Here is a 15,504-nt window from a genome sequence, read left to right as displayed (position 1 = left end):
AGGCTTAACAATGAACGGTAAATACTACTACGGCACTGGCCGTCGCAAGAGCTCCGTCGCTCGCGTGTTCATGCAGAAGGGTTCCGGCCAGATCATCGTTAACGGCAAGCCTGTTGACGAGTATTTCGCCCGTGAAACCGGTCGCATGGTTATCCGCCAGCCGCTGGTTCTGACCGAAAACGTCGAATCCTTCGACATCAAGGTGAACGTTGTCGGCGGCGGCGAAACCGGCCAAGCCGGCGCGATCCGCCACGGCATCACCCGCGCCCTGATCGACTTCGACGCTGCTCTGAAGTCCGCTCTGTCGGCAGCTGGCTACGTGACTCGCGACGCTCGCGAAGTTGAACGTAAGAAGGTCGGCCTGCGCAAAGCTCGCCGCGCCAAGCAGTTCTCCAAGCGTTAATCGCGGATTGCTGCTCGAAAAACCGCCCGGCTTCGGCCCGGCGGTTTTTTCTTTTGCTGTGCACTTGCCGCCACAGCGTCTACTGCCTAAACTGTCGCTTTTGCGACATTTTTTTACATAAAGGGCAGTCCACATGATCAAGGTTGGGATCGTCGGGGGCACCGGTTACACCGGAGTCGAGTTGTTGCGTTTGCTGGCCAAGCATCCGCAGGCGCGCGTGACGGCGGTGACTTCGCGCAAGGATGCCGGCATCCGCGTCGACGAGATGTTTCCCAGCTTGCGCGGCCGCATCGATCTGGCGTTCAGCACGCCCGACGAAGCCAAGCTGCAGGACTGCGACGTGGTGTTCTTCGCCACGCCCAACGGCATTGCGATGCAGGAGGCCGCCGCGCTGCTGGACGCCGGCGTGCGGGTGGTGGACCTGGCGGCGGACTTCCGCATCAAGGACGTGTTCGAGTGGGAGAAGTGGTACGGCATGCCGCACGCCGCGCCGCAGCTGGTGGCCGACGCGGTTTACGGCCTGCCCGAGGTGAGTCGCGAGGCCATTCGCGGCGCCCGGCTGGTGGCCAATCCGGGTTGTTATCCGACCGCCGTGCAACTGGGCTTCCTGCCGTTGATCGAGTCGGGCGCGATCGACGCCTCCAGCCTGATCGCCGACTGCAAGTCCGGCGTGTCCGGCGCCGGCCGCAAGGGCGAGATCGGCGCGCTGCTGGCCGAGGCCGGCGACTCGTTCAAGGCTTACGGCGTGGCTGGCCATCGCCACTTGCCGGAAATCCGTCAGGGTTTGGCGCGCGCCAGCGGCAAGCCGGTGGGGCTGACTTTCGTTCCGCACCTGACGCCGATGATCCGGGGCATCCACGCGACGCTGTACGCTAGGCTGTCCAAGGATGTCGATCTGCAGCAGCTGTTCGAGGCCCGTTATGCCGGGGAGGCCTTCGTCGATGTGCTGCCGGCGGGCAGCCATCCCGAAACGCGCTCGGTGCGCGGCGCCAATCTGTGCCGCATCGCGGTGCACAGGCCGCAGGGCGGCGACACGGTGGTGGTGCTGTCGGTGATAGACAACCTGGTCAAGGGCGCGGCGGGCCAGGCGGTGCAGAACATGAACCTGATGTTCGGCCTGCCGGAGACGGATGGTCTCGATGTGGTGCCGCTGTTGCCGTGATCGCGGGGCTGGGGCTTGAACGCTCGCCATTCGCCCCGATATCCGACTAAAATAGTGGGTGAATGGCCGCGACCGGCCCGATTGAATTGCGAGGTTACACATGACAGAAGCTGCTACCGAAATGCCGTGCCCGATCAACTTCACCGAAAGCGCCTGCGCCAAGGTGCAGGATCTGATCGCTGAAGAGGGCAATCCCGACCTGAAGCTGCGCGTGTTCGTCACCGGCGGCGGCTGTTCCGGCTTCCAGTACGGTTTCACGTTCGATGAAATCGCCAACGAGGACGATACCGCGATCGAGCGCCAGGGTGTGACCTTCCTGGTGGATCCGATGAGCTACCAGTACCTGGTCGGCGCCGAGATCGATTACCAGGAAAGCCTGGAAGGCTCGCAGTTCGTGATCCGCAATCCGAACGCCACCACCACTTGCGGTTGTGGTTCTTCGTTCTCGGTGTGATACTGAACGCAGGTAAGAACCAGGCCCGGGCCCTTGCCCCGGGCCTTTTTGCTGTGGAATCCAGAACATGAACAAGCTGCCGCCGGTGGTATTGCCCAAGATCGAATTCAATCGTGAATTCTCTTTCACGGATGCCGACTTCGAGCGCATCCGCAAGCTGATCTACAAGGAGGCGGGGATTTCCCTGAATCCGTCCAAGAAGGACATGGTATACGGCCGGCTGGTGCGGCGCATCCGCGAGCTCAAGCTACCCGGCTTCGCCGCCTATGTCGATTTCCTGGAGTCGATTGGCGGCAAACGCGAATTCGAGCAGTTCGTCAACGCGTTGACCACCAATCTGACTTTCTTCTTCCGCGAGGAGCACCACTTTCCCATTCTGTCGGAGCATCTGAAGAAGAAGGCGGCGGCCAGCGGAGAGCTGGCGATCTGGTGCGCGGCGGCGTCCACTGGCGAAGAGCCTTACTCGCTGGCGATTACGGCGCTGGAATCCTTCCCGGGCGCGTCGCGGCCGAATATTTCGGTGCTCGCCACCGATCTGGACACCAGCGTGCTGGAGACCGGCCGCAAGGGCATTTATCCGGCTGACAAGATCGCCCGCCTGCCGGCCGGCCATGCGGTCAAGTATTTCGACAAGCAGCCCGACGGCAGCTACCAGGCCAAGCAGGCGCTGCGCAATATGATCACTTTCCAGCGCTTGAACCTGGTCGAAAGCAACTGGAGCGTGCGCAAGCAGTACGACGCGATCTTCTGCCGCAACGTGATGATCTACTTCGACCGCGACACCCAGTTCGCCGTGCTCAAGCGCTTCGCGCCATTGCTGAAGCCGGATGGATTGCTGTTTGTCGGCCACTCGGAAAACTTCTATTTCGCGTCCGATTACTTCCATCTGCGCGGCAAGACCGTGTACGAGCACGCGAAAAAGTAGGCATTTGTCCGACAAAACAGTCGCCGCGCCGCGCGATTGCCATTACCATTTCGTCTCTAACGGGCAAGCGAGTCTTGCCCGTTGTCTTTGCGCGGGGAGGCGGTATGCGAGTGGCGGTTCTCGGGGCCGGGGTGGTGGGCGTGTCCACTGCCTGGTTCCTGGCCAGGATGGGACATGAGGTGGTGGTGCTGGAGCGCGCCTGCGGCGCGGCTAGGGAGACCAGTTTCGCCAATGGCGGCCAGCTGTCGGTCAGCCAGTCCGAGCCCTGGGCGAGCCCGGGCGCGCCGTGGCAGGTGCTGCGCTGGCTGTGGCGCGATGATGCGCCGCTGCTGTTCCGGCCGAGGATGGACCCGTCGCAATGGCGCTGGATAGCCGGATTCCTGGCTGAGTGCCTGCCAGGCCGCCATCAGCGCAATATGCGGCAGATGGTGGCGCTGGGGCTGTACAGCCGCGACGCGATGCGCCAGCTGCGCGAGGAAACCGGCATTTCCTACCGCCGCCTGTCGCGCGGCATTCTCAGCCTGCATTATGATGCCTGTCAGCTGCGCCATGCCCGGCGTTCGGCCGAGCGGCTGCAGGCGCTGGGGGTGGACAAGCGGGTGCTCAGCCCGATGCAGGCGCTGGCGCTGGAACCGGCGCTGGAGCCGACGTTGCCTGGCTTGACCGGCGCCAGCTGGTGCCCGGACGACGAGTCCGGCGACGTGCATCTGTTCACCCGTGGACTGGCCGAGGCCGCCGCGGGCCTGGGAGTGGAGTTTCGTTACAATACCCGGATCAACGCGCTGGAAACGGCGGACGGCGGCGTGTCGGCAGTATCGGTGACGGGACCGGACGGCGGCTACCAGCGGGTGACGGCGGACGCCTACGTGCTGGCGCTGGGCAGCCACTCGCCGCTGCTGGCCGCGCCGCTGGGCTTGCGGCTGCCGGTTTATCCGGCCAAAGGTTATTCGGCGACGGCGCCGGTGAAGAGCCTGATCGCCGCGCCCATGGTCAGCCTGACCGACGAATCCCATAAACTGGTGTTCAGCCGCTTGGGCGATGAGCTGCGCATCGCCGGCACCGCTGAACTGTCCGGTTATTCGTCCAGCCTCGATCCGCTGCGCTGCGAGGCCTTGCTGCGGCGGGCCAGGACGCTGTTTCCCTTGGCCTGCGACTGGGAGGCCGCTCGCTTCTGGAGCGGGTTGCGGCCGGCGACGCCGGGCAATGTGCCCTTGATAGGCAGGAGCCGAATCGGCAGGCTGTTCCTGAACACCGGCCACGGCACCTTGGGCTGGACCGAGGGCGCGGGTTCGGGGAAGGCGCTGGCGGAGATCATCAGCGGCAGGACGCCGCAGCTGGATTTCGCGTTTTGCGGGCACTGAGGCCGCGAAGCGATTGATGAATGGTTTTGGCCGGCGCGTTTTGCGCCGGCGCTTGGAGCGTGAATGAGCGAAGTGCAGGAAATGACGCCGTACCAGCTATTGGGCGGCGAGGGAGTGGTCCGCTGGCTGTGCGACCGGTTCTACGACATCATGGATAGCGAGCCTTCGGTGAAGCCGCTGCGCGACATGCATCCGGCCGATCTCGCCGGCTCGAGCCAGAAACTGTTCATGTTTCTGTCCGGCTGGCTGGGCGGCCCTTCGCTGTATATGGAAGCCTTCGGCCACCCTCGGTTGCGCATGCGCCACATGCCGTTCGCTGTGGACGAGGCCGCGCGCGACCAGTGGATGTTCTGCATGCGCAAGGCGGTGGGCGAGCTGGTGGCGGAGGATTGGTTGAAGGACAAGCTGCTGGAGGCGTTTTACAACACCGCGGATTTCATGCGCAACCGTTGAGTTGAGCACGCGCTGGCTGAAATGGCTGGCGTTTCAGACGATGCATCCAGCAGTCTTTGGCTGCGCTTGAAAGAGGCGCTTGAAGTTGTAATCGCTTTGTCCATGATTAGAGTATCCACACCTGGAGTCTGGACATGGGCCGCCTTCTGCTGCTGCTTGTCATCGGATTGGGCGGCGAATCCGCTCTGGCCGGGTGTTTGCCGCAGGCCATGATGTGCGCGTCGCCGCGCGATCCGGAGGTGAAGCGGCCGGAGCTGGCCGAGCAGGGCTTGCAACTGGGGCCCTTGAGGCTGGAGCGCGAGCCCGGCAGCCAGAGCCTCAGGCTGACGCCGGCGCTGGATATGGGAAAGCGCACCCACCTGTCGGTGCGCATGCATCACAAAGACGTTGGTCTGAGGCTGAAATTCAATACCGATTAGACGCCGGGCTCAGCTTGGCCGATGGCCGCGCTCGATCTGCACGCCCACGCGTTTCACGCCGGGCAATATCCCCAGCTTGGTGACCGCCACTCTCACCCACGGCGCGCCGAACTCCTCGCGCACCATCTTCGCGATATGCTCGGCCAACGCCTCAAGCAGCAGGAAGTGCTGCTCCTCCAGAGACTGGCGCAGCCGCTCCACCACCACGCCGTAGTGTATGGTGTCGCCGATGTCGTCGCTATGGCAGGGCGTGTCGCTGGGAATGCCGATTTCCAGGTCGATTTCAATGGTCTGGGCGGCTGTGCGCTCCCAGTCGTACACGCCGATCACGGTGTCGGCGCGCACTTCGCGCAGGAATATGATGTCCATCTGTCAGTCAGGTGGTTGGGCTTTGGCGCCCGATACCGTAAAATCCGAAGCTCTCTATTCTAATGCAACGGATACCGCTCCACCATGACCACGACCGCATTCGCTTTTGTTCTGGCGGCCTATTTGATCGGATCGCTGTCTTTCGCCGTGATCGTCAGCAAGGCGATGGGCATGGCCGATCCGCGCAGCTACGGCTCCGGCAACCCCGGCGCCACCAATGTGCTGCGCACCGGCAAGAAGCTCGCCGCCGCGCTGACGCTGCTGGGCGACGGCGTCAAGGGCTGGGTGGCGGTGGCGCTGGCCTCCTGGCTGGGGCCGCGCTACGGCCTGGGCGAGCAAGGCATCGCTTTATGCGCTCTGGCCGTGCTGTTCGGCCACATGTGGCCGGTGTTCTTCGGCTTCAAGGGCGGCAAGGGTGTGGCCACCGCGGTGGGCATCCTGTTCGGCATCAATCCATGGCTGGCGCTGGCCGCGTTGGCCACCTGGCTGTTCATGGCCTTTGTGGTGAAGATTTCTTCGCTGTCGGCCATCATCGCCTGCGTATTGGTGCCGGTGTACGCTTTTTTCATCCTGGGGCCGCAGAGCGTGTATTTCGGCACTTGCATCATCATCGCCATCGTGGTGGTTCATCGGCACAAGTCCAACCTGATCAAGCTGATGACCGGCAAGGAAGACAAGATAGGCAATAAGGGCGACGCCGGTTGAGCCGCGCGTCGGGAATGAAAAAAGCCGTCCTTCTGGACGGCTTTTTGTTTGTCCGGCGCCTCTGTCAATGAAAGCCGCTGGCGAAACGGCTCCAGCGCGGCATCCAGTTGGCGGTGATGTCGGCGGAGGCGATCACGCCGACGGCGCGGCCGATCAGCAACTCGCGCGGCACCAGGCCGAAGTAACGTGAGTCGGCGCTGTCGTCCCGGTTATCGCCCAGCATCAGGTACTGACCGGCCGGAATGACGATGGGGCCGAAGTCGCTGCGGGCGTTGACGCCGGATAGCCACTGCACGCGGTGAGGCGGCAGCGCGCCGCTTTCCCGCAGGCGCAGCGCGGGCAGCGCCACATTGTCCGCCACGGCCTCGGTCAGCCGCTCCAGCGGCTGGTAGCGTGCGGCTTGGCCATTGAGGATCAGCCGCTCATCGCGCATTTCCACCGTGTCGCCCGGCAGGCCGATCAGGCGCTTGATCAGCCGCGTGCCGTCTTTGGGCGACGAGAAGGTGACGATGTCGCTGCGCAGGGGCTCGCCGGTGCGATGCAGGATGACGTGGGTCAGCGGCAGCTTCAGGTCGTAAGCCAGCCGGTTGACCAGCACCACGTCTCCTTCCAGGACTGTGGGGCGCATCGAGCCTGACGGAATGGGGTTCCAGTCCGCGATGGCGGTGCGGAACAGGCCAAACACCAAAAGGAAAACCAGGAATCCGCGGTTATTGCGCAGCCAACGGCTCATGCTTTTTTCCAATCATGTCGATGTTTGAAATAATGTCCCGGCCGAGGGCGGCACAGGCCAAAAACTGCGGGCTTCCGCGCAGGAGCTCGGTTGGGACTTGGCGGCGACAGGAACGCTCAGCCGTCGGACAACACGCGGATATGGGCGGCGACGCTGCGGCCCAGCGCCGACAGGTCGTAGCCGCCCTCCAGCACCGATACGATGCGGCCGGCGCAGTATTGGTCGGCGATTCCCACCATATGGCGGGTCACCCACTCGTAGTCTGACTCGATCAATCCAAGCGAACCCATGTCGTCCTCGCGGTGGGCGTCGAAGCCGGCCGAGATGAACAGCATCTGCGGCTGGAACTCATGCAGCAGCGGCAGCCAGACGTTTTCCACCGCTTCGCGGAATTCGCGTCCGCCGCTGCCTGCCTTCAGCGGCACATTGTGCATGTTCGGCCCCATAGGCTCGTCGCCGCTGTACGGATAGAACGGATGCTGGAAGATGGACACCATCAATACCCGTGGATCGTCTCGCAGGATTTCTTCGGTGCCGTTGCCGTGGTGGACGTCGAAATCCACCACCGCCACCCGCTCGAACTTGTAGTGGGCCAGCGCGTGGGCGACGCCGACGGCGATGTTGTTGAAGAAGCAGAAACCCATCGCCTTGTCGCTTTCGGCGTGATGTCCGGGCGGACGGATCGCGCAGAAGGCGTTGGGCGCCTTGTCCTCGGCCACCAGTTCCACCGCCTTCACCACTGCGCCGGCCGCGCGGCGGGCCGCCTGCAGCGTGCCGGGCGACATCGCGGTGTCGGGGTCCATGCGGAAGGTGCCCACGCTGGGCGCGCAGGCTTCCAGGTATTCGACGTAGCGCGGCGGATGCACGCGAGCCAACTGCTCGTAGCCGACTTCGGGCGCTTCCACCTCTTGCAGCGAGTCGAAAATCTGCGAGGCCATCAGCTGGTCGCGGATGGCGGTCAATCGTTCCGGGCACTCTGGGTGGCCCACCCCCATATTGTGTTGCAGACAGTCGGGATGGGTGACGTAGGCGGTCAACCCGTTCCGCTGCAGGCGGTTTTTCAGCCAAGTGAACACGAATGCTCCCCGCGTGCTTACAATGGGATTGCGATATGTGAATTTGATAAATACTGCGCGCAAGCGGGGTCAAATGCAATCACTCTCCCAGGCCTACCGGCAACTGAACACGCTGATATTGGGTAAGCCGCAGGCGATCCGGCTGGCTTTCGCCTGCCTGATCGCGCGGGGACATCTATTGATTGAGGATGTGCCCGGCGTGGGCAAGACCACGCTGGCGCACGGGCTGGCCGCCGTGCTGGGGCTGGAATACCGGCGGGTGCAGTTCACCAGCGACCTGCTGCCGGCGGACATCCTGGGCGTCAGCATCTACCAGCGCGACAGCGGCCGCTTCGAGTTGCACAAGGGGCCGGTGTTCACCCAGCTGCTGTTGGCCGACGAGATCAACCGCGCGTCGCCCAAGGTGCAGTCGGCGCTGCTGGAGGCGATGGAGGAGCGCCAGGCCTCGATAGACGGGGACACCCACCCGTTGCCGGCGCCATTCTTCGTGATCGCCACCCAGAACCCCGGCGAGCAGATGGGCACCTTCCCCTTGCCGGAATCTCAACTGGACCGTTTTCTGATGCGGATCTCGCTCGGCTATCCGCCGCGCGAGGCCGAGCGTGCGCTGTTGATGGGCGAGGACCGCCGCGCGCTGCTGGAGCGTTTCCAGGCGACGATGGTGCCTGGCGAGCTGCTGGCGCTGCAGCAGAAGGCGGCCGCGGTCACAGTGTCGCCGGCGCTGGCCGATTACCTGCTGGCGCTGCTGGAGGCGACGCGCAGGCCGGGCTTGTTCGCCACCGGGCTGAGCCCGCGCGCCGGGCAAGCGCTGGCCGCCGCCGCACGCGGTTGGGCGCTGCTGGCGGGGCGGGACCATTTGCTGCCTGAGGATGTGAAGGCGATTTTCACGCCGGTGGCCGCTCACCGGCTGCAGTCGGCGTCCGGCGCGCCGGTGGAGCCGGAACTGGACAAGCTGCTCGCCCATGTCGCTATTCCGTGAGCGTCTGCGGCGCTGGTGGTGGTCGCGCCTGCCGCAGGAAGACCGCTGCGAGTTGTCGCAGCGCCGCATCTATCTGTTGCCCACCCGTTTCGGCCTGCTGTTGATGACGGTAGCGCTGGCGGTTTGGCTGGGCGCGCTCAATTACCAGGTCAGCCTGGCTTACGCGCTGGCGTTCTGGATCGCCGGCCTGCTGCTGGTGGCGGTGTTGATGGCCTACCGTCAGCTGGCCGGGCTGAGGCTGAGCGCCGACGGCGGCCCGGCCGTGTTCGTCGGCGAGGCCGCGCGTTTTTCCCTGTTGCTGGAGAACCGGACGCCCGCCGCCAGACGTTTGCGCGTATCCGCCGAGGGAGGCGAGCCGCAGGCGTGCGAGCTGGAGGGCATGGCCGATGCCCGGATGGCGCTGGAGCTGCTCGCGTCCAGGCGCGGCTGGCTGCCTTTGCCGGCCTGCGTGGTGGAAAGCGACGCTCCGTTCGGCCTGGTGCGGGCGTGGGCGGTGCTGAGACTGCGCGCGCGGGTGCTGGCCTATCCGGCCCCGCTGCCGGACGCGGCCAGGGGACGCCGGGAGGCGGAAGCCGGCAAGGGGGGAGGCGAGGGCATCGGGGATGAGGATTTTTCCCATCTTGACGCCTATCGCTATGGCGATACGCCGCGGCAGATCGCCTGGAAGGTGATGGCGCGGCGCGATCTGCTGGCCAGCAAGCGTTTTTCCGCCGAGGCCGGCGCCGGGCTGCAGCGCTTGGGCTGGGACGACTACGTCGGCGAGTCCGATCCGGAGCGCCGGTTGTCCCGCCTAGCCTGGCGGGTGGAACAGTGCGAGCGCCGCCGCCAGCGCTACCGGCTGTGCCTGCCTGATGGCGAGATCGGTCCGCAGCCGCGCCAGCGGGAGTTGGCGCTGGGCGCGCTGGCGCTGTTCGGGAGCGCGCGGTGACGGCGGCGGTCGTTTCGGAGCCGAACCGCTGGCCGGTGCTGTTGGCCTTGCTGTGGATCGTGTCGCCGCTGGCCTGGCATCTGCCGTTCTGGCTGCCGGCAGGCTGCGCGCTGGCCCTGCTGTGGTGCGGCTGGCGGCCGGCGTTGCCGCCGCGCTGGCTGCTGCTGCCGGCGCTGCCGATGGCGGCCGCGGCGCTATGGATGAGCCTGGGCACGCTGGTGGGGCGGGAGGGCGGCGTCGCCTTGTTGACCATGCTGATCGCTTTCAAAGCCTTCGAGACCCGCACGCTGCGCGATTGGCGCGTGCTGACGGCCTTGGGCTTTTTCCTGGCGGCGACGCCGCTGCTGTTCGACCAGTCGCCGTTGATGGCGGCCTGGCTGGCGCTGGCCATGCTGTTGCTGACCTGGGCCGCCGCGAGGCTGGCCGGCGCGTTGCCGCGCGGCAGCTGGCGCCACGCCTGGCAGGCCTTGGCGCTGTCGCTGCCGCTGATGCTGGCTCTGTTCGTGGCGATGCCGCGGCTGCCGCAGCCGTTGTGGAGCCTGAATACGCCGCCGCAAACCGCCTCCAGCGGCCTGGGCGACGATATGGAGCCGGGCAGCATCAGCCGGCTGATCCTGAACCGGGAGCCGGCGTTTTCCGCGGTGTTCGACGGCGCCGCGCCAAGGCAGGATCAATTGTACTGGCGGGTGGCGCTGTTGGACGATTTCGACGGCCGCCGTTGGCAAGGATTGGGAGGCGAGCGGGATGAGCGGGATGAGCCGGCGGCGGGGCGCGTTCTGCGCTATCGCCTGACGCTGCGGGCTGACCGCGGGCGCTTGCCGGCGCTGGAGCAGGCATTCGGAGCCGGACCGGGCAGCCGCCTGGAAGGTGGCGGACTGTTGCGCCAGGAGCCGCGCAGCGACGAGCTGCTCGGCTATGCGCAGGAAAGCCGGCAGGGAGAGCGCCGCCGGGTGGTTCTGAGTCCGGCCCGGCGGGCCTTCTACCTGCGCCTGCCGCCGGGGAATTCACAAAGCCGCGCCTTGGCCGTCCAATTGGCAGCGGCGGGCGGGGATGGCCGCGGATTCCTGCGCGCGGCGCTGGACTTCCTGAAGCGCGGCGGCTTCCGCTACACCCTGCAGCAACCGCTGCTGGGCGATCAGGCGGTGGATCATTTTCTGTTCGCCAGCCGCCAGGGCTTCTGCGAGCACTACGCGTCCTCGTTCGCTTTTCTGGCCCGTGCGGCGGGGTTTCCTGCGCGGGTGGTGGTCGGCTATCAGGGGGGGGAATACAACCCGGTCGGCCGTTTCTGGCAGCTGCGCTCATCGGACGCGCACGCCTGGGTGGAGGTCTGGCTGGACGGCGCGTGGCAGCGGGTGGATCCGACGGCAGCGGTATCGCCGGGACGGCTGGCGCTCGGCGCGGAGCAGACGCTGCCCGCGCTGAGGACGGAAAGCGGCATGGCGGCGGCACTGCCGTCCCAGTGGCTGAGGCGGGTCCGCCAGCAGTGGTTTGCGGCCAACTTCGTCTGGCAGCAGTGGGTGGTCGGCTATGACGCGGAACGCCAGCAGGGGCTGTTCCGATGGCTGGGACTGGGCGAACGGGTGGATTCCGCCAGCGTGTTGCGCGCGCTGGCGGCCGGGATGGCGCTGGCGATGATGCCGCTGGCCCTGTGGTGGCGCGGGAGACCGGTGGAGGAGCCGCTGCCCGCAGGTTGGGAGGCATTGCGCAGGCGGCTGGAGAAGAGGGGCGTCGAGGCGCCGCGCGCGCAGGGGCCGCTGGAGCGGCTGAAGGCGGCGCGCGGGCTGCCGCGCGACGATTTCAACCGCCTGAAAGCGCTGGTCGATGAATACATCGAACTGCGTTATCGGCTAACCGCTGCCGACGGCGCGCGCGAAAAACGGTGGCTGAGGCGGGCGCGGCGCTGGAAATGACAAAGCCCGGCGGGAGGCCGGGCCGATGGCTGCGTCTGGCGGACTTCAGAGCAGGAAGTCGCGGGAGATGCCTTTGCGGCGCAAGATGCGGCGCAGCTGCTCCAAGCCCTCGATCTGGATCTGGCGCACGCGTTCGCGGGTCAGGTTCAGCGAGGCGGCCAGCTCCTCCAGCGTGCAGATCTCGTAGCCGTTGAGGCCGTAGCGGCGCTCGATCACCAGCCGCTGCTTCTCGTTCAGCTGGCTCAGCCAGTCATGGACGAACATTTCCAGCTGGCTGTTGTGCAGCTGCAGCTCAGGCTCCTCGTGTTGCTCGTCGGGGATGGATTCGCCGATCGACAGCATCGGATCGATGTCCAGCGGCGCGTCCAGCGAGGCCATGCGCTCGTTAAGGTTCAGCACCTTGCGCACGTCCTCCACCGGCTTGCCTACCAAGTGGGCGATCTCCTCCACGCTGGGTTCGCGGCCGATCTGGCTTTCCAGGTGGCGCGAGGCGCGCAGGTAGACGTTCAGCTCCTTGATCACGTGCACCGGCAGGCGGATGGTGCGGGACTGGTTCATGATCGCCCGCTCTATGCTCTGGCGTATCCACCAGGTGGCATAGGTGGAGAAGCGGAAGCCGCGCTCGGGATCGAACTTCTCCAGCGCGTGCATCAGGCCGATATTGCCTTCCTCGATCAGGTCGAGCAGGGCCAGCCCGCGGTTGATGTAGTGCTTGGCGATGTTCACCACCAGCCGAAGATTGTGCTCGATCATCTTCTGCCGGGCTTCGAACTCGCCAGCCACCACCCGCCTGGCCAGCGCCAGTTCTTCCTGCGGCGTCAGCAGCGCGTTGTTGCCGATGTCGTTCAGATAAATCTGGGTGACGTCGGCGACCACGTCCTCGAAGACTGCTGGGCTTTCGGCGCTTTCCTCGGCCTCGGCTTCGGCTGCGTTTTCTTCGCCATTGTCTTCGTCAAGAATGTCATCCTCGTCGAGGATGTCTATTTCGTTGCTCATCTCTCTACCCCCGTCGCTGTCTTGTCCCGACGGGGGTGGGTGGCCACGCCCGATCAGGACTTGTGTTCAAGATACTGCATCGGGTCCACCGGCTTGCCGAAGCGGCGGATCTCGAAATGCAGCTTGACTTGGTCGGCATCGGAATTGCCCATTTCGGCAATCTTCTGCCCTTTCTTGACAGACTGTCCTTCCTTGACCAGCAACTGGCTGTTGTGCGCGTATGCGGACAGGAAGGTCTTGTTATGTTTGATGATGATCAGCTTGCCGTAACCCCTCAGTCCGGCGCCGCTGTACACCACTTTGCCGTCGCCGGCCGCCAGCACCGGCTGGCCCATCCGGCCAGTAATCTCGATGCCTTTGTTGCTATCCGAATATCCCTTGGTCATCTTGCCTTCGGTAGGCCATGCCCAGGGCACCGCGTCTTCTTCCTGCTTGGCGCTGGGTGCGCTGGCTTCCTTGGCCGGGGCCTGCGTGACCGCGCTGGCTTCCGGCTTCTTCGCCGGCGGCGTGACAACCGCGGGAGCGGATGTTTGAGCGTTGTTGTTGTTGGCTGCGCGTCCCTCGCTCTGGGCCGGCAGATTCTTCACCGCTTCGCTGCTGTATGGCAGCTTCAACGCCTTCGGATAAGCCTTGACGCTGGAGCCGCCGGCATTCTTCGCCGTCTCGCCCGCCGCCACGATCGGTGCGGCTGATGGCTTGTCCGCCGCGGGGGCTGCCGGGTTTGCCGCGCCTCCGCCCGGAGGAGACAAGCGCAGAACCTGGCCGACCTTGATGCTGTTGTCGGGCAGATTGTTCCAGGCTGCCACGTCCTTGTACTTCAGCCCGTGGTTCAGGGAAATCCGGAACAGGTTGTCGCCGGGTTTCACTACGTAAGTGTTGCCGTTTTCAGCGGCCGCGTCATCCGCCACCGGCTGGACTTTCAGACTGCCCTGGTCCCGATAGGGGGCGGCCACGGTGGCGTCATGCGGGGCGGATGGCGTGTCGACCTTGGCCGGAGCCGCCTGGGCGACCCGCGCCGGCGCGGCGCTTTCCACCGGAGCGGCCTGTTGCACCATGCTGCTGCAACCGGCCAAACCGGCCGCTATTGCGGCGACTACTATATGCGCATACCTGCAATGCATTTTTAGCATGTTTTTTTTGTTCAAATGTTGAATAAGTGTTTTGATTGATTGTCTGACAGATCAAGTGTTGCGTTTTTGCAGTCTTAACTGCGTCCGTTCAGCAGCGGAACGAATTTGACCGGGTCCAGCCGGGTCTTTTGCAGGCCTTGAGCCGTCTTCTCCAGCAGCCACAGGTGCTGCTCGGCCTCGCCCAGCGGCAGCACCATGCGGCCGCCGTCGGCCAGCTGGTCCACCAGCGGCGCCGGCAGCGCCCGCGCGGCCGCGGTGATGATGATGCCGTCGAAGGGCGCGGCTTCGGGCAGGCCGACGTTGCCGTCGCCGTGCACCAGCCTGGCGTGGACCAGCTTGGCGGCGCGCAGATTGCGTCTTGCTTGGTCAAGAATCGCGCCCAGTCGTTCAATCGAATAGACCTCGGCGCCCGTCTTCAGCAGTACTGCTGTCTGGTAGCCGCAGCCGGTGCCGACCTCCAGTATCTTGCCGGGCTGCCGGCCCTGGATCAGCAGCTCGGTCATCCGCGCCACGGTCAGCGGCTGGGAGATGGTCTGGCCGTGGCCGATCGGCAGCGACACGTCGTCGTAGGCGCGGGTCGCCAGCGCCTGGTCGACGAACAGATGGCGCGGCACCTCGTGCATCGCCGACAACACCCGCTCATCGTTGATGCCGTGCTGGCGCAGGCGGTCGCTCATGCGGCGGCGCGTGCGTTCGGACAGCATGCCGTAGGCCTGGGCGTTCGGGGTCAGCGGTGCAGCCATGTGGAAATCCTGTCCAGTTGCCCATAGGCGGTCAGATCCAGCATCAGCGGCGTGACGGACACCTGTTTGGACGCGACGCAGCCGAAGTCGGTGCCGGCGCCGGCATCCTGCACCGCGCCGACCGGTCCTACCCAGTATATCGTCTCGCCGCGGGGATTCTGTGATTTGATGACCGGCTGGGCGGCATGGCGGCGGCCCAGGCGGGTGACCTGGATGGAGCCCAGCTCCTCCGGCGGCAAGTCGGGAACGTTGACGTTGAGCAGAACCGGCTGTTGGAACGGATCTGCCTGGCAGCGCTCAACCAACTGCTCCACCACTTTGCCGGCGCTGACGAAATGCTTGCCGCTGTGGCCGGCCATCGAGACGGCGATGGAGGGGATGCCCAGCATGAAGCCCTCGGTGGCGGCGGCGACGGTGCCGGAATACAGCGTGTCGTCGCCCATGTTCGGGCCGTGGTTGATGCCGGTGAAGATCATGTCCGGCTTGAAGTCGAGGAAGCCGGTGACTGCTAGGTGGACGCAGTCGGTCGGGGTGCCGTTGACATAATGGAAGCCGTTGGCGGCCTTGCGCACCGTCAGCGGGCGGTCCAGCGTCAGCGAGTTGCTGGCACCGCTGCGGTCGCGCTCAGGCGCCACCACCGCCACTTCGCCGTAGCGCTGCAGCGTCTGGGCTAGCATGGCCAGTCCAGGCGCGAAATAACCGTCGTCGTTGCTGAGCAGAAACTTCATACTGTCTTTCCGTGTGTATCGCCCGATTGT

General features: G+C 65.3%; 18 protein-coding genes. 11 read left to right on the top strand and 7 right to left on the bottom strand.

Annotated features, from left to right (window positions below):
• The first annotated feature begins 10 nt into the window (after window positions 1-10).
• The 7 genes from rpsI (at window position 11) to LQR33_RS15205 (ending at window position 5,177) form a co-directional block, all read left to right on the top strand.
• Window positions 11-403 (top strand): 30S ribosomal protein S9, encoded by a 393-nt coding sequence (gene rpsI, locus LQR33_RS15235; protein ID WP_021475776.1) that lies wholly within the window; start codon window positions 11-13, stop codon window positions 401-403.
• Between the two features lie 133 nt (window positions 404-536).
• The gene (gene argC / locus LQR33_RS15230) at window positions 537-1,565 is read left to right on the top strand and encodes an N-acetyl-gamma-glutamyl-phosphate reductase (RefSeq protein ID WP_231469583.1); all 1,029 of its coding nucleotides are present in this window, start codon (window positions 537-539) and stop codon (window positions 1,563-1,565) included.
• Window positions 1,566-1,686: 121 nt separating this feature from the next.
• Window positions 1,687-2,019 carry an iron-sulfur cluster insertion protein ErpA gene (erpA, locus tag LQR33_RS15225; RefSeq protein WP_369826569.1) on the top strand — a complete coding sequence of 111 codons (333 nt, stop codon included), beginning with the start codon at window positions 1,687-1,689 and terminating at the stop codon, window positions 2,017-2,019.
• Window positions 2,020-2,086: 67 nt separating this feature from the next.
• Entirely contained in the window at window positions 2,087-2,944 is an 858-nt protein-coding gene (locus LQR33_RS15220) for a CheR family methyltransferase (RefSeq protein WP_166439656.1), read from the top strand.
• A 104-nt stretch (window positions 2,945-3,048) separates the two neighbouring features.
• Entirely contained in the window at window positions 3,049-4,305 is a 1,257-nt protein-coding gene (locus LQR33_RS15215; protein ID WP_231177289.1) for a D-amino acid dehydrogenase, read from the top strand.
• A 63-nt stretch (window positions 4,306-4,368) separates the two neighbouring features.
• The gene (locus LQR33_RS15210; protein ID WP_200896557.1) at window positions 4,369-4,758 is read left to right on the top strand and encodes a group II truncated hemoglobin; all 390 of its coding nucleotides are present in this window, start codon (window positions 4,369-4,371) and stop codon (window positions 4,756-4,758) included.
• A 134-nt stretch (window positions 4,759-4,892) separates the two neighbouring features.
• Window positions 4,893-5,177 (top strand): hypothetical protein, encoded by a 285-nt coding sequence (locus LQR33_RS15205; protein ID WP_166439654.1) that lies wholly within the window; start codon window positions 4,893-4,895, stop codon window positions 5,175-5,177.
• 9 nt (window positions 5,178-5,186) lie between these two features.
• Here LQR33_RS15205 and LQR33_RS15200 read toward each other — a convergent pair whose 3' ends face one another.
• A complete protein-coding gene (locus tag LQR33_RS15200) occupies window positions 5,187-5,546 on the bottom strand; it encodes a dihydroneopterin aldolase (RefSeq protein WP_021475188.1) in 360 nt (119 codons plus the stop codon).
• An 84-nt stretch (window positions 5,547-5,630) separates the two neighbouring features.
• Between LQR33_RS15200 and plsY the strand changes: the two genes are divergently transcribed.
• Entirely contained in the window at window positions 5,631-6,251 is a 621-nt protein-coding gene (gene plsY / locus LQR33_RS15195) for a glycerol-3-phosphate 1-O-acyltransferase PlsY (protein WP_046155492.1), read from the top strand.
• A 64-nt stretch (window positions 6,252-6,315) separates the two neighbouring features.
• On the opposite strand, the gene lepB is transcribed toward plsY, so the two are convergent.
• On the bottom strand, window positions 6,316-6,984 hold the full coding sequence (gene lepB, locus LQR33_RS15190; protein ID WP_231469581.1) for a signal peptidase I: 669 nt from the start codon (window positions 6,982-6,984) through the stop codon (window positions 6,316-6,318).
• Between the two features lie 116 nt (window positions 6,985-7,100).
• Window positions 7,101-8,060, bottom strand: coding sequence for a histone deacetylase family protein (locus LQR33_RS15185; RefSeq protein WP_166439651.1), 960 nt, complete (start codon window positions 8,058-8,060; stop codon window positions 7,101-7,103).
• Window positions 8,061-8,133: 73 nt separating this feature from the next.
• Here LQR33_RS15185 and LQR33_RS15180 point away from each other — a divergent pair, with 73 nt between their 5' ends.
• Genes LQR33_RS15180 through LQR33_RS15170 form a run of 3 tightly spaced genes read left to right on the top strand, consistent with a single transcriptional unit; the run spans window position 8,134 to window position 11,877 of the window.
• On the top strand, window positions 8,134-9,039 hold the full coding sequence (locus tag LQR33_RS15180; protein WP_166439650.1) for an AAA family ATPase: 906 nt from the start codon (window positions 8,134-8,136) through the stop codon (window positions 9,037-9,039).
• Window positions 9,023-9,967, top strand: coding sequence for a DUF58 domain-containing protein (locus LQR33_RS15175; RefSeq protein ID WP_166439649.1), 945 nt, complete (start codon window positions 9,023-9,025; stop codon window positions 9,965-9,967). Before LQR33_RS15180 ends, LQR33_RS15175 begins: the two co-directional genes overlap by 17 nt.
• Window positions 9,964-11,877 carry a transglutaminase TgpA family protein gene (locus LQR33_RS15170; protein WP_231469579.1) on the top strand — a complete coding sequence of 638 codons (1,914 nt, stop codon included), beginning with the start codon at window positions 9,964-9,966 and terminating at the stop codon, window positions 11,875-11,877. The genes LQR33_RS15175 and LQR33_RS15170 overlap by 4 nt, the downstream gene beginning before the upstream one ends.
• Before the next feature lie 45 nt (window positions 11,878-11,922).
• On the opposite strand, the gene rpoS is transcribed toward LQR33_RS15170, so the two are convergent.
• The 4 genes from rpoS to surE all read right to left on the bottom strand — a co-directional run bounded on the left by rpoS (window position 11,923) and on the right by surE (window position 15,474).
• Complete coding sequence (rpoS, locus tag LQR33_RS15165) at window positions 11,923-12,873, bottom strand: RNA polymerase sigma factor RpoS (RefSeq protein ID WP_021475108.1); 951 nt, start codon at window positions 12,871-12,873, stop codon at window positions 11,923-11,925.
• Window positions 12,874-12,926: 53 nt separating this feature from the next.
• The gene (locus LQR33_RS15160; RefSeq protein ID WP_231469577.1) at window positions 12,927-13,928 is read right to left on the bottom strand and encodes a peptidoglycan DD-metalloendopeptidase family protein; all 1,002 of its coding nucleotides are present in this window, start codon (window positions 13,926-13,928) and stop codon (window positions 12,927-12,929) included.
• A gap of 149 nt (window positions 13,929-14,077) precedes the next feature.
• Window positions 14,078-14,746, bottom strand: a complete 669-nt coding sequence (locus LQR33_RS15155; RefSeq protein WP_221668829.1) for a protein-L-isoaspartate(D-aspartate) O-methyltransferase — start codon at window positions 14,744-14,746, stop codon at window positions 14,078-14,080.
• A complete protein-coding gene (surE, locus tag LQR33_RS15150) occupies window positions 14,731-15,474 on the bottom strand; it encodes a 5'/3'-nucleotidase SurE (RefSeq protein WP_231177259.1) in 744 nt (247 codons plus the stop codon). Before surE ends, LQR33_RS15155 begins: the two co-directional genes overlap by 16 nt.
• Between the last annotated feature and the right edge of the window lie 30 nt (window positions 15,475-15,504).

The sequence above is a fragment of the Chromobacterium piscinae genome (assembly GCF_021129175.1).
In the GTDB taxonomy this organism is placed as follows: Bacteria; Pseudomonadota; Gammaproteobacteria; order Burkholderiales; family Chromobacteriaceae; genus Chromobacterium; species Chromobacterium piscinae.
This window is presented reverse-complemented; position numbering and strand designations above follow the sequence as displayed.